The sequence below is a fragment of the Shewanella morhuae genome (assembly GCF_003028295.1).
Taxonomy (GTDB): domain Bacteria; phylum Pseudomonadota; class Gammaproteobacteria; order Enterobacterales; family Shewanellaceae; genus Shewanella; species Shewanella morhuae.
The window spans coordinates 1,849,476-1,863,547 of sequence record NZ_PYSG01000002.1; the positions used below are offsets into that span (position 1 = coordinate 1,849,476).

General features: G+C 43.1%; 12 protein-coding genes. 7 read left to right on the plus strand and 5 right to left on the minus strand.

Annotated elements, in window-relative coordinates; all coding sequences use genetic code 11:
* Nucleotides 1-23: 23 nt before the first annotated feature.
* On the minus strand, nucleotides 24-404 hold the full coding sequence (locus tag C9I43_RS08615; RefSeq protein ID WP_107883172.1) for a DUF6508 domain-containing protein: 381 nt from the start codon (nucleotides 402-404) through the stop codon (nucleotides 24-26).
* 234 nt (nucleotides 405-638) lie between these two features.
* Here C9I43_RS08615 and C9I43_RS08620 point away from each other — a divergent pair, with 234 nt between their 5' ends.
* From C9I43_RS08620 to C9I43_RS08630, 3 genes are all read left to right on the plus strand, one after another.
* Nucleotides 639-1,100, plus strand: a complete 462-nt coding sequence (locus C9I43_RS08620) for an EVE domain-containing protein (protein WP_107883173.1) — start codon at nucleotides 639-641, stop codon at nucleotides 1,098-1,100.
* Nucleotides 1,101-1,190: 90 nt separating this feature from the next.
* Nucleotides 1,191-1,604 carry a hypothetical protein gene (locus tag C9I43_RS08625; protein WP_107883174.1) on the plus strand — a complete coding sequence of 138 codons (414 nt, stop codon included), beginning with the start codon at nucleotides 1,191-1,193 and terminating at the stop codon, nucleotides 1,602-1,604.
* 466 nt (nucleotides 1,605-2,070) lie between these two features.
* Complete coding sequence (locus tag C9I43_RS08630; RefSeq protein WP_107883175.1) at nucleotides 2,071-3,330, plus strand: polysaccharide biosynthesis protein; 1,260 nt, start codon at nucleotides 2,071-2,073, stop codon at nucleotides 3,328-3,330.
* Nucleotides 3,331-3,422: 92 nt separating this feature from the next.
* Here C9I43_RS08630 and C9I43_RS08635 read toward each other — a convergent pair whose 3' ends face one another.
* The gene (locus tag C9I43_RS08635) at nucleotides 3,423-4,337 is read right to left on the minus strand and encodes a LysR family transcriptional regulator (RefSeq protein ID WP_076499499.1); all 915 of its coding nucleotides are present in this window, start codon (nucleotides 4,335-4,337) and stop codon (nucleotides 3,423-3,425) included.
* Nucleotides 4,338-4,544: 207 nt separating this feature from the next.
* Between C9I43_RS08635 and C9I43_RS08640 the strand changes: the two genes are divergently transcribed.
* The 3 genes from C9I43_RS08640 to C9I43_RS08650 all read left to right on the plus strand — a co-directional run bounded on the left by C9I43_RS08640 (nucleotide 4,545) and on the right by C9I43_RS08650 (nucleotide 7,841).
* On the plus strand, nucleotides 4,545-5,705 hold the full coding sequence (locus C9I43_RS08640) for a homogentisate 1,2-dioxygenase (protein WP_107883176.1): 1,161 nt from the start codon (nucleotides 4,545-4,547) through the stop codon (nucleotides 5,703-5,705).
* A 75-nt stretch (nucleotides 5,706-5,780) separates the two neighbouring features.
* Complete coding sequence (gene hppD / locus C9I43_RS08645) at nucleotides 5,781-6,821, plus strand: 4-hydroxyphenylpyruvate dioxygenase (RefSeq protein WP_107883177.1); 1,041 nt, start codon at nucleotides 5,781-5,783, stop codon at nucleotides 6,819-6,821.
* Nucleotides 6,822-7,217: 396 nt separating this feature from the next.
* Nucleotides 7,218-7,841, plus strand: a complete 624-nt coding sequence (locus C9I43_RS08650) for a LysE family translocator (protein WP_076499492.1) — start codon at nucleotides 7,218-7,220, stop codon at nucleotides 7,839-7,841.
* A gap of 104 nt (nucleotides 7,842-7,945) precedes the next feature.
* On the opposite strand, the gene C9I43_RS08655 is transcribed toward C9I43_RS08650, so the two are convergent.
* A complete protein-coding gene (locus C9I43_RS08655; RefSeq protein WP_107883178.1) occupies nucleotides 7,946-9,241 on the minus strand; it encodes a GNAT family N-acetyltransferase in 1,296 nt (431 codons plus the stop codon).
* 108 nt (nucleotides 9,242-9,349) lie between these two features.
* Between C9I43_RS08655 and ggt the strand changes: the two genes are divergently transcribed.
* Nucleotides 9,350-11,089, plus strand: coding sequence for a gamma-glutamyltransferase (gene ggt / locus C9I43_RS08660; protein ID WP_107883179.1), 1,740 nt, complete (start codon nucleotides 9,350-9,352; stop codon nucleotides 11,087-11,089).
* A 652-nt stretch (nucleotides 11,090-11,741) separates the two neighbouring features.
* On the opposite strand, the gene C9I43_RS08665 is transcribed toward ggt, so the two are convergent.
* A complete protein-coding gene (locus tag C9I43_RS08665; RefSeq protein ID WP_076499485.1) occupies nucleotides 11,742-11,999 on the minus strand; it encodes a PspC domain-containing protein in 258 nt (85 codons plus the stop codon).
* A 162-nt stretch (nucleotides 12,000-12,161) separates the two neighbouring features.
* Complete coding sequence (locus tag C9I43_RS08670; RefSeq protein WP_107883180.1) at nucleotides 12,162-13,811, minus strand: dipeptidase; 1,650 nt, start codon at nucleotides 13,809-13,811, stop codon at nucleotides 12,162-12,164.
* Nucleotides 13,812-14,072 lie beyond the last annotated feature (261 nt).

Below are 14,072 nucleotides of genomic sequence, written 5' to 3' on the forward strand. Positions count from 1 at the left end.
ATACAATATCTTAACATCTACAATTAACCAGCCATCAACTCAACAGGTATGGAAGATTTAGATACATTGAGGTTTTGCAGCCGTTCAACAATGGCTAATAAGATTCCTTGGCGACGCATGTTTTCTAGTACCCCAGGGCTAAACACCTCCAATCGTGTCATTGCTGTTAACAGCAATTGGCACTGAGCAATAGTTGCATCACGAATATAGTCGGGTTTGGCCACCAAGTAACTGTTATTATACCAATAATCCCAATTAAAATTGCCTAATAGCCAACCTTCTGTTGTCAGATCATTAATAAATTCCAGCATGCGACCATGGCTTACATTGGCCTCACCCGCGGTAAAATCCTGACAATATTTAGTGTATAAACCGCAATCGGTCACTCTTGGTAACGTTCCCATAAATACCCCATGAGTCTTGGTTGCCATCAACTTTAACAAAACATCAGTACAATACTTTTGTCTTTGCAAACGACTTTACATAATCAATAAATTCAAGGTAAACCCTGTAATCTGAACCGCAACTTAATCATATCCATATAGACCGCAGTGCACTTAACTGTGGCAGGCCATTAAATTAAGATAAACTCACACAATTCAGACGCTTTACTGATAATTGATATAGAAGGATACAAGATGAATTACTGGCTTATGAAATCAGAACCGGACGAGTTCAGCATAGATGATCTTATGGCCTGCCCAAACCAAACGGAGGCTTGGCATGGTATACGTAACTATCAAGCGCGTAATTTTATGCGCGATATGATGCAGGTTGGCGACCAAGCATTTTTTTACCATTCAAGCTGCAAAGTGCCGGGTATTGTTGGTATTGTCGAAGTGGTTACGCGTCCATATCCCGATAGCTCTGCCTTTAATCCTAATTCTAAATATTTTGATCCTAAATCTGATCCCGCTCAACCAAGATGGGTAAGCGTTGATATTCGCTTTGTGGAAAAATTTAACGACATTATTCCATTAAGCTTAATAAAAACACTCCCACAATTAGCTGACATGTATTTAGTATCTAAGGGATCAAGGCTCAGTATTCAACCTGTAACAGCTGAACAATGGCATGCTGTGCTCATGCTTACTCGTTGAATTAAGCACCATTACTCAGAAACGTTCAGCTAGGGTTCATTTTAAATACACTATCGTCACCGCATTAAATCAATGTATTTGGAACCACATATGAATAAATTAACTGCTGTTGTTATCACAGGACTCGTGCTCAGCTTAATGACATCTATTACAGCCTTCGCTAAAGATGACCACAAGCATAAACATTACAATGGCCATAAACACTATTATGAATATGATGATGACGACGATGATGATGATGACCACAAACATAAACACAAACACAAACACTACAATGGGCATAAACACTACAAAAAAGTCTACTACGGTAAGCCTCTCCCTTCCGGCTGGTATAAAAGACTTCATCGTGGTGATGTGCTTGAATATGATATTTATCATCGCGGCCACATTGTAGAGCCCTTAAACAGAGATGGCATTGTGAGAATTCAAGTTGAAGACGCATGGATAAAACTCGATAACAACAGTCGCAAGATTCTCGACATCGTCAATATTATTACCGAATAGTCACACTAGACGTTGGTTGAATGGCTAATAAATGTACTTTTACGAGCACGCTCAGTTCTTATTCGGGCGTGCAATTATCCCTATAATATTTTCATAATCCATTTTCTATCTGTATTTCTATTTTTCTCCCAAATTGCCGCAGGTTAACGACCATAATTACAATAAAATAACATGTTGATATTTATCATATCTTTACTATCTGATACTTGGTCAGCGATTAGCTGAATGCTAGACTCTGCTAATTAATATGCGTATTAACTGCGATTAAGCTTCTTGGGTAGTGCTAAGCGTTTTAACCAATACGGAAGCTAAGCACCTTAAAACCATTTTTACTCAGTACGTTACATCGAATCGAATAAGAGATGTGCTATCACTCGCGCAGCCAAAAAACTGAACGGACTAAAGCTACCACTTAGTAGCCCATAACATCCCTATCATGACCGCAGACTAAAGCTGGATTTGAACAATGGAAAGCACCTCACTTCAACGGGTTAAGCAAGCAGTGATTGCGGGATTCTGGGCATCGCTGGCCAGTATTTCTGTGGGTTTTCTATTTAAACTTTGGTTGGCCCAATGGGTTGCCAAAGCTGATTTAGCGCTGTATCACACGGTTATTGATATCATCTCGTTGTCGTTAATCCTCATGACCGGATTTCGCTCCTCTATGGTAGTGGCCTACTCACAAACCAAGCAAGATATGGACATCACCAATATTTTTCGCTACTGCCTTATCGCGATTGTCTTGTTAACCTGGGGTTTAGTTCTACCTTACATCAAACATACACTTCAACTTAATGTAGAATATTTTCAATTGGTTGGCATAGTATTAAGCATGGGGTTTAAGGTTTACTTTACTAATCAAATTGCGATGTATCGGCTCTATGCCATATCCAACAAAGTCACTTGGTTAGAACCCCTCGCGCAAGTCGTCAGCTTTTTGATCTGTTTTTATGCTTTAAAGCAAACTGCAATCGCATCACTCTTTTATAGCATGACGCTATCATCGCTTATCATTGCCTTATATATGTATTTTAAAAAACGTAAGGATATCGCAACACCGCCCTTAGGGGCTGTGCATTTTGATACCGATTTACGCAGTTTTATGAAAAAAAGCCTAACGGCGTCTATGGAGGCTGGTGCCAGTATCTTGATGATTTACATCACAGTATTATTGACTATTGCCTATTTCAGCATAGATGAATTAGGGGATTTCCAAGTCGTGGTGCGACCAATGATCACTTACCTCACCTTGCTATTTGTCTTTCCGATTTATCGTTTTGTACTGCCCGAAATTGCAGTGTGCGTGCGAGAAAAGCGTGTTATTGAGGTGCAACAGATTAAGTCATGGCTTATTAAAATATCTTTGTTAGTCAGTGGCTTATTTTTTATATTAATGCTGTTTGGTAGCAACACTCTCATTGCTTGGTTATTCCCCGAGCAATACCTTAAAGCGGCGCCCGTATTACTGCATTTCTCCATGTTTTTTATTTTTATGATGCTCAATGGTTACCAGTTGGCCTATATCAAAGCCCACGGTTATTTTACCCAAAGTCTACTCATTCGGCTCGCCGGTATCGCGGTGCTGGTTGGCACTTTTTATCTTTATCGCCTCCACACAGAGAATGTTGTCGCCGTTATTTTAGCTTTAGGTACGGGTTATTTAGTCATGTATCTGATGGCTAAAATAATAGAAAGACGTATTCAGCGAACAATTAAAAACGATTAAAAAACTCATTAACCATACAGAAGGGCCCTGCCAACTAGCCTAAAAACCTATCTATCAAAAACGTGGTTTAAGCGATGAAACATGGCAGTTTTTCAACCCAAACCAACACCATCAAATTGTTCTGTCTTAGCAAACTCTTCTAAAATTAACTCCGTAAACAGCTGTCCTGCACGGCCTAACGGACGCTCTAATGTCGAAACAAGTTGTGGAGTAAACGTAAACCGGCTACCACCAACAAAGTCGATTTCAACTAACTCACCCTTGGCCAACTCTTCTTGTATTAAAAAGTCCGGTAACCAGCCAAAACCTAAGCCTTTTAAAAGGGCATTCTTTTTCATGATAAAACCGGACAGATAAAACACTTTATCTCCGCCAAATTGCATTTCATCACGATAGCTTTTATTGGGTGATGAGTCTTCAATGGTTAATTCCACATGTTGTTGCAGTTCAGACAAACTAATTGTGCGAATAAAAGATAAAGGATGCGAAGCACTGGCCACCAGCACGCTGGTGATAGCAGGCAAAGGCTGCGGATGATAATAGGGGCCAGTGCGATAATCTTTTACTAACATCAAGTCAGCGTTATCACGCTCAAATCTGTGTTGCACGCCGCCTAAAAACTCCATATTGAGCTGAATTTTAGTGGGGATCTGATGCTCTGCCATACGCTTTAAGGCGCTCATAATTGGTTCCATCGGCAAAGCACCATCGATGACTAATTCAAGCTTTGGCTCCCAACCTTCGCTAAAGCGACTAGCGAGATGTTCAATGTTTGCAAGGTGTTGCAGTAATCTTCGCCCTTCAGCCAAAATTACGCGCCCCTCTTGGGTCAATTCAGCACGATATTGTTCACGGCTAAAAAGCTGCACTCCTAAATGCTCTTCCAACTTTTTAACTTGATAGCTCACGGCTGATTGCGCCTTATGTAACCGCTCCGCCGCCTTAGCAAAACTGCCCTCTTCCACCAATACTTGCAGCACATTAAAGGCATCAATATCGATACGCATAGTCACTCCTTGGCGCTAATGAAAATGTCACGCTAACATTCAAATCCGTAAAGATTAGAATACCATCTATTTTTTAGATTATGACAGCGCATTAATTATTCTTTTTTTTGTTCATCTAAACCACTAAATTGATAACAAGATCACATAACAATAACGAAAAACAAGGCAGTAAATGATACTGCCGCACTGTAAACCAAGGATGCTTCCATGCCATTTTATGTGAAACAAGGCCAAATTCCCCATAAGCGCCATATCGCATTTGAAAAGGAAAACGGCGAGCTTTACCGCGAGGAGTTGTTCTCAACCCATGGTTTTTCTAATATTTATTCCAATAAATATCACCACAACATGCCAACCAAAACGTTGGATGTTGCGCTTTACAACCTAAGCCACGGTGCAAATTGGGAAGACTCGCTGGTTCAAAACTATAAACTTGATTCCCGCGATGCCGACCGTGAGGGTAATTTTTTCAGCGCCCGTAACAAAATTTTTTATAACAATGATTTAGCACTTTATACCGCTAAAGTGACCAGCAATACTGATAAGTTTTACCGCAACGCCTATGCCGATGAAGTGGTGTTTATCCACGAAGGCGAAGGCACACTCTACAGTGAATACGGCACGATAAAGGTACAAAAGTGGGACTATTTAGTGATCCCTCGTGGCACCACTTACCAACTAAAGTTTAATGATTACAGCAATGTGCGTTTATTCGTCATAGAGTCATTCTCGATGGTGGAAGTGCCTAAACATTTTCGTAACGAGTATGGCCAGTTATTAGAATCAGCGCCCTATTGCGAACGCGATTTGCGCGTGCCGACGCTGCAAGATGCCGTGGTTGAACGTGGCGCTTTTCCCTTAGTGTGCAAGTTTGGCGATAAGTACCAACTCACCACGCTCGAATGGCATCCCTTTGATTTAGTGGGTTGGGATGGTTGCGTTTACCCTTGGGCATTTAATATCACCGAATACGCACCAAAGGTGGGAAAAATCCATTTACCACCGTCAGAACACTTAGTCTTTACCGCCCATAACTTTGTGATTTGCAACTTTGTACCACGCCCTTACGATTTTCATCCTAAATCGATTCCAGCCCCTTATTACCACAACAACATTGATAGTGATGAAGTTTTATATTATGTCGATGGCGACTTTATGAGCCGTACAGGCATTGAGGCAGGTTACATGACTCTCCATCAAAAAGGGGTCGCCCATGGGCCGCAACCGGGTCGTACCGAAGCCTCTATCGGCAAAAAAGAAACCTATGAATATGCAGTGATGGTAGACACCTTCGCCCCACTGAAATTAACCGAACATGTACAACATTGCATGAGCAAAGACTACAACCGTTCTTGGCTAGAAAACTAGCCAAAAGCCACCAGCGCTCCAATTCAGGGACTACGAGAGTGGCAACGGTTGAATTAAAATAATGAGGAAAACATCATGGCAAGCGAACTAAATCCACTGGGCTTATTAGGTATCGAATTCACAGAATTCGCTAGCCCTGATACTGATTTTATGCACAAAGCCTTTATCGATTTTGGTTTTTCACTGCTGAAAAAAGCCAAAAATAAAGACATCCTATATTACAAACAAAATGATATTAACTTTCTGCTTAACACTGAGCGCAAAGGGTTTTCAGCTCAGTTCGCCAAAGGCCACGGCCCAGCAATTTGCTCTATGGGCTGGCGTGTAGAAGATGCAGGCTTTGCCTATCGTGTTGCCGTTGAGCGTGGTGCAAAGCCCGCTGATGACGCGAATAAAGATTTACCTTACCCTGCCATTTACGGCATTGGTGATAGCTTAATTTATTTTATCGACACCTTTGGTGCCGAGAACAATATCTATGCTACTGATTTTGAAGATTTAGATGAACAAGTCATTACTCAAGAGAAAGGCTTTATCGAAGTCGACCACTTAACCAACAACGTCTATAAAGGCACAATGGAGCATTGGGCAAACTTCTATAAAAACATTTTTGGTTTTACTGAGGTACGCTACTTTGACATCAGCGGCGCACAAACTGCGTTGGTGTCCTACGCCCTGCGCTCGCCAGATGGCAGTTTCTGTATCCCGATTAACGAAGGTAAAGGCAGCGATAAAAACCAAATAGATGAATACCTGAAAGAATACAATGGCCCAGGTGTGCAGCATTTAGCCTTCAGAAGCCGCGACATTATTAAGTCTCTAGATGCAATGGAAGGCAGCTCAATCCAATGCTTAGACATCATCCCCGAATACTACGACACCATTTTCGAGAAGTTACCCCATGTGACCGAAGACCGTGAGCGCATCAAACACCACCAAATATTGGTCGATGGCGATGAATCCGGCTATTTACTGCAGATCTTTACTAAAAACCTGTTTGGACCGATTTTTATCGAAATAATCCAACGCAAGAATAACTTAGGTTTTGGTGAAGGTAACTTTACCGCTCTGTTTGAATCGATTGAACGGGATCAAATGCGCCGCGGCGTACTGTAACGTTTATCTCGCCTATAAAAAACGGTACGCCCTGCGTACCGTTTTCTTTTCCCATTGTTAAATCATCTGTATTTACACAAAAAATCAGCTCCGAGTTTTTTAGGATTATTCCACTAATGGGTTTGATAACCCTACCTATTTTACGCAACACAGTAAGCAGGCATGATCTTATTCACAATACGACCAGCACCAATATTGTTCCCATTATCAACAGTTAAAAGAACAAGTAAAATACGAAAACTCGCATCGTTTAGGTATGGCTATCGTTTCAACTAAACCCTTTATTAACAGACTAAGTTAATGCCACAAGCGAAATACGCAACTCACACATTGGCTAACCCCGTCATTTTTATTACACTAGCGCCCTTCTTATTTTCAACCAAGACTAACTAAACCATGCCAGATTTTGCATTACTTGCAGTGTTTATCCCGACCTTCTTTTTTGTTTCGATTACGCCGGGCATGTGTATGACCCTCGCTATGACGCTCGGCATGAGCATTGGAGTGCGCCGCACCCTATGGATGATGTTAGGTGAACTGGTTGGAGTCGCACTCGTCGCCACCGCCGCCGTTATGGGCGTAGCTAGCATCATGCTTAATTATCCAGAAGTATTTCAAGTCTTTAAATGGGTTGGTGGGATTTACTTAGGCTATATTGGTGTGCAAATGTGGCGCGCACGGGGCAAGATGACCTTACCTAGCGATACGGATACTAATCCAAGAGCAAGTAACTTAACCTTAATCACCCAAGGCTTTATTACCGCCATTGCCAACCCTAAAGGTTGGGCATTTATGGTATCGCTACTGCCACCCTTTATTAATGCTGAGCGCGATGTCGCGCCGCAACTGCTTGCGCTACTGAGCATTATTATGGTGACGGAGTTTGTTTCAATGTTAGCCTACGCCAGCGGCGGCAAGAGCCTGCGCATTTTTCTTAGCCGTGGCGATAATATTCGCTGGTTGAATCGTATTGCAGGCAGCTTAATGATTGGCGTAGGGATTTGGCTTGCCGTCAGTTAACTCGTTTAGGATTAGATCACTGTGAATTCGCTCACAGCGAGTCAATAATCCCACCCAACAATATCTGTTAAATACGCGCTCAATAAAGTCTCTATTTTAGGGTTTTACTCGGGCGCTTTTTTGTAGGGCAGCACAGCGCTCATCTGCGACATATATTGTTGTACTTGTTGGGTTTCTTGCGTGACAAAATCCGTAATAGCGTCCTTAAAGCCCAAATGGGCAATGTCATGGTAGGAATATATTTCTACGGGCTCGAAGCCACGTAACACCTTGTGTTCGCCCTGAGCGCCAGCATCAAACAGTGCCAACCCATGCTCAATGCAATATTCAATCCCTTGATAGTAACAAGCCTCAAAGTGTAAGCCATCAAGCTCAATTGTTGTGCCCCAATAACGGCCATATAAGCATTTCTGTCCTTCGGTATTCTCGCCCCTTAAATATAAGGCACCCGCCACCATTTCTCCTTTTGCGTCTTCAACCACCAGCAAGCGTATTTGCGATGTGAGGTGCTCAGCTAATTGATAGAAAAACGCGGGCGTTAAATAGCCGCGATGACCCGAGCGTTTAAGGTAGGTCAGTTGATAGCACTGAATAAATGTTTGCCACTGCGAACGGGTGACTTGCTCGCCTTCGACAAATTGAAACTTAAGATTAAAAGGTTGTAACTGTGCCCGCTCCTTTAAGATATTTTTACGTTTACGAGAGCTAAAACTCGACAAAAAATCATTAAAATCCCGATAACCACGATTATGCCAATGGAACTGCGTACCTAAACGCTTTAAGTGCGAATGGGGGGAATGTTCAAATAACAGTGTTTGCTGTGCGCTCACAAACAGACTGTGCCATGAAGAAATCGGCGAATCAGCCGCTTTTTGCGTTAACTGACGATTTAATGCCGATAGCATTAATGCCGCTACGCGCATGTGCTCGATATTTGTCAATTCGGGCTTAATGCCCATTCGTCGCCCTTGAACGGGAGTAAAGGGAATGGCATTGACCCATTTAGGGTAATAATCAATACCATGGCGCTCGTAGGCTTCGGCCCATGCCCAATCAAACACATATTCACCATAGGAATGCGTTTTTTGGTACAAGGGCATCACGGCAACCAGCGGTAATGCATTAAAATATTCGGCGGTTTGCAAACTGATAAACGCCCCGTCATCCAAAGGTTGAAAACGCCTATCGTCTCCCATTTCATCGCTTAATACGCGACTGGCATCAAACACACATAAATGTTTTGGCGTCCAACCCGTTGCAATACAAGCTGAGCCACTTTGCTCAAGCGCTAACAAAAACTCATGGCGACAAAAGGGATTAGCCTGCCCCATTACGCTATTCCACGCGCGGGATGGGATAACAGCAATAGCACTCGCAAAGGCTAGGATAAACTGAGTCATAGGGTAAATTCTCGTCCTTTATGGGGCTAATAAACGATACACGGTTGCAATTAAGCCTAATTCTCGGCACATTGCATAGCCCTAATGAAAATAAATACAGGATTGGATATGCATCCAACAAAAAAATTTAGACCCTTGATTCTCGCCATTGCGATGGCGCTTCCCTTAGTATCGTCACCTAATTTACTCGCCGATGAATCATCAATTTTTAGCCAGATGGCCACAGCGCAACCTGTGTGGGCCAAGCATGGCATGGTCGCAAGCCAAGAAACACTCGCCAGTCGCACTGGTATTGAAATTTTAAAACAGGGCGGCAATGCGGTTGATGCCGCAGTGGCCGTAGCCTTTAGCCTCGCGGTAACATTACCTCGCGCGGGGAACATTGGCGGCGGCGGTTTTATGCTGGTACATATCGCCAAAGAAAACAAAACCATCGCAATTGATTACCGTGAAATGGCGCCCTCTAAAGCCAATAAAGATATTTTCCTTGATGAAAATGGCGATGCGGTTGAAAAATTGAGCCGTGAGCATGGCCTTGCTGTAGGCGTGCCGGGCACTGTTATGGGCATGAGCTTAGCCCTTGAAAAATATGGCACCATGACACTAAAACAAGTCACGGCGCCCGCCATTGAGATGGCGCAAGAAGGCATTAGCGTCACGCCAGATTTAGCGCAATCCCTTGCAGGGCTTAAACGCCGTATGAGCCAATGGCCAACTACGGCAGCTATCTTCTACAAAGCCGACGGCAGTGACTATCAAGTCGATGATGTGCTTAAACAGCCCGAATTGGCCCACTCATTAAGTCTTATTGCCCAAAAGGGTACTAAAGGTTTTTACGAAGGTGAAACTGCTACAAAAATCGTCAAAGCGGTGCAAGATGCAGGCGGCATTATGACCTTGGACGATCTAAAACAATACAAGGTTGTCGAACGTAAGCCTGTGCGCGGCGAATACCGAGGTTATGAGGTGGTTTCTATGCCGCCACCGTCATCGGGTGGTGTGCACATTATTGAAATGCTCAATGTATTACAGCAATTCCCAATTGATAAACTCGGCCAAAATACGGCGCAAACAATCCACTTAATGACAGAAACGATGAAGCGTGCCTACGCCGATCGTAGCGAATATTTGGGCGATCCTGATTTTTACAACGTCCCAGTCAAAGCGTTAACCAGTAAAGATTACGCCCAAAAAATTGCCAGCCAAATTTCAATGGATAAAATCACGCCAAGTACCGACATAAAACCGGGAAAACTGGCGCCCTATGAGAGCGATCAAACCACTCATTTTTCAGTAGTTGATAAATGGGGTAATGCGGTATCAAATACTTACACGCTAAACTTTAGCTATGGCTCAGGTTTAGTCGCCAAAGGTACTGGCATTTTACTCAACAACGAAATGGATGATTTCTCAGCCAAAGCTGGTGTCCCCAATGGTTATGGCTTAGTTGGCGGCGATGCCAATGCGGTTGAAGGCAATAAGCGCCCACTGAGCTCGATGAGCCCCACCATAGTAATGAAGGACGGTAAGCCCTTCCTCGTCACCGGTAGCCCAGGTGGTTCACGCATTATCACCACCACTTTGCAAATCATCATGAATGTGATTGATCATGGGTTAAATATCGCTGAAGCCAGTAATGCAGCAAGGATACACCATCAATGGTTACCCGATGAACTGCGCGTTGAGTCCAGCTTAAACCGCGATACCATTTCCTTGCTCGAAGCCAAAGGTCACAAAGTAAAAGTACAATCTGCCATGGGCAGCACCCAGTCAATTATGGTTAATGAACAGGGAATTTTTGGGTCTTCCGACCCTCGCCATGCAGGTAGTGAAGCCATCGGTTATTAGCATATCTATGACGCCGATTTTAGTGAAAAAGATGAGTATTAAGAGATAAGAGGAAGGAATGACCTATTCGATATAGATCATAACCCCTGAATAAGGCTTGTCTCGCAGCTCAGCGAATGCAAACTCTCAATTTAAAAACCCCTGCTATACATCACTGTATAAGCAGGGATTTTTATTGTGTGAGTAACAAGTTATCGTACTGAACCTAGCTAACTTTTTGACCTAATAGTTTAGGCAAACTGTACTGAGTGACCTGTTATTTCAGTTATTGGGATCTTAACGTTGGCTGGTATCGACTCATATAGGCTTGCCATGGCAGTCACTCATCGAAACGGTGAATACAAACCTAAGGTTTCTGAGCTTATGAACGAGAGCCATGGCGAACTGGCCGTTAAACAAGGATGTTGTTCAAGTTCGTTTGGATGTTCAACCTCCCCTTCTGATGTGAAAGGATTCACAAATGCCGAGATGGTATGGATGCCAAAAAGTGGCCATGAGGTGGACGGTCGTCTCACAAATCGCTATGGCTCATCTTTCGAGTATTAGCGTAACTTATTGGTTATAAAGACAGATCTAACACTAATAGTTTTTTGCTAAAGTGTGTTGCGAAGCTAAACCGAGTAAACTGGTAACTGTTCCGCTTTATTTCCTGTTAACTGCCATATTTTCTTTGTAGCTTATTTCGTCTTAAATGACGAGCCATCGCTTCTGTCGTCGGATATTTAGGTAAAACTAACCACAAAACAACATAAGCAAATACAGGAATAGCAAAAAACAAGCTAGTCAACAAAAATGCGAACCTAATGCTGCTTTTTCGCAAATTGTAATATTTTGCAATACCTGAACAAACTCCTGCAAGAATCACGGACTCTCCACGTGTTAGAACTTTTACATTATCTAGGCTTTCCATGCCACCTCCGTTTGACTGCTAATGTCTTAGTATTTATGCGCTGTCTGTAGGGCGTAAATCACTGATTGGACTTAGCGACTGCCACATACATTTCAATGCGTATAAATGATGCTATAGGAGTTTGCTTTTTCTCGGTAGTTTTTTATACCATTTGGAGGGTAATTATTTAACCGCCGATAGTTCGATAAATGCCGCGGTATACATTTTTAGATTCAGCATAAATTGCTTGTGGGTGATGAATTCTTTTTCGGTATGGCCTGTGTATTCCACGCCCGGCATGGCTGGACCAAAACTTAAGGCATTGGGGAATAATTTACTGTTGGTAGAGCCGCCAATCGCAACGGGTTTGGGGTCAACTATACCCGTGAAGTGGGCAAACACGTCGAGCAGGGTTTGTTGCTGCGGTGCACCTTCCATCACCATAGGCTCGCCCCAATAGCTTTCAATATCAACAAGCTGCACTTGGTGTTTATCCTGCCACAGGGTTAAGGCTTCACGGGCTTGTTTAGTGAGTAACTCTGGTGTTTTACCAACAGGGCGACGCAAGTTAATAATCACCTCAGTGCCCTTTTGCGTTTCACTTACAACTGTGGGTGCCAATGTCAAAGGCCCCATAAAATCATCTTTATAGGCTAAGTCACCAAACTGCTCAGCATAAATTCCTAAACCCACTAATTCATTAATAACGGCAACCGTTAAGGATGCCGCTGTTTGTGGCCAAGGCGCATGAATTTGTTCATTGCTCAGATTGTTACTTAACAATGCTGCAAGATGAGTTACCGCATTCACGCCATCTTCTGGGGTTGACGAATGTGCAGCTTTACCGTCGGCAAAAATATGTAGCTTACACAGGCTATCGACGCAGTGGTTTTCAAAACGATATTTCATCCCTTGCTGCGCTGCGGCTTTGGTTTGCAATTTAGCCAGCAATGCGGGTGAAACCGCCTCAATTTGCGCCTCGGCTTGCTGCGGTACTTGGCTGGCAAAATAGCCACCAGAGAAAGCTGTTAACGTGGGAGTTTGAGTTGCAGCCTCTGCTTTAGCGTCTATATTGGAGATCGTAATATTGGGTACAGTAAACGCAATCTTACTCCAACCTTTTTCGGCGGTGACCACTGGGTATTCGGCATCAATAGTAATGTTCATATCCGCAGGTGTGTAATGGGTGAGAAAGGTTTGAAGTGGTTCCCAATCGGATTCTTCAGCTAAATAAACTAACAGTTCAATGCGTCTATCTCGCTTAATTTGCTTATCTTTAATCGCCTTCATCGCATACATGGCAGTAACAATGGCGCCTTTATCATCTTCTGTGCCACGACCAATCAATTTACCCGGCTCAGATTGGCTATCGAGTAAGTAAGGGCTTTGCGCCCACAACGCAGGATTGGCAGGCTGCACATCGCCATGGGTGACAACTCCTAATTTTTTAGGCTCGCCCGTGCTAGATGACGTCGCATCTAAACCAATTAAGATGACATAACCATGATCGACATAATCTAAACCCAGTGTTTGACTCAGCTGTTGTAAGCTCGACTTAAAGCCCACAAAGGCTGGATTTGTGTCTGGGGTTTGCCCTTCAACGGCTTGAGTATTAAAGCTAACTAACTCAGCCAAACTTTGCACCATGGCCGCATCGTATTTAGCGACAGCATAATCGGCGACCTTAACGGCATTGGAGCTTAACTGGGGAATGTTAGTGTTTGCAGCAACATCTGCGGCAAGACTTTGCGGAATAATAGCACTGGAGGCTGTCAGTAACGCCAAGGATAAAGCCAAACGCACGGAAATACGTGGAATATAAGATTGAGACATACTAGATCCTGTTATTGTTATTGTTATTAGTGTTAGGACCGTACTGCAAGAGACGGTTTTAAAAGGAATGAAAGGGTTGGTGTTGCCGTGATTAGCATGACTTATATTCCCTATATACGTGCACGACTTAACTCAGCTCATGTGCCAACACGCTAATTCGCAATATGGTTTGAGCCTATTTAGTTTGCCATATTGGTTTGCTTAAATACCTGAAATAAAACATTTGTTACAAATAAAACACAAAACCAATAGGTTCTAACC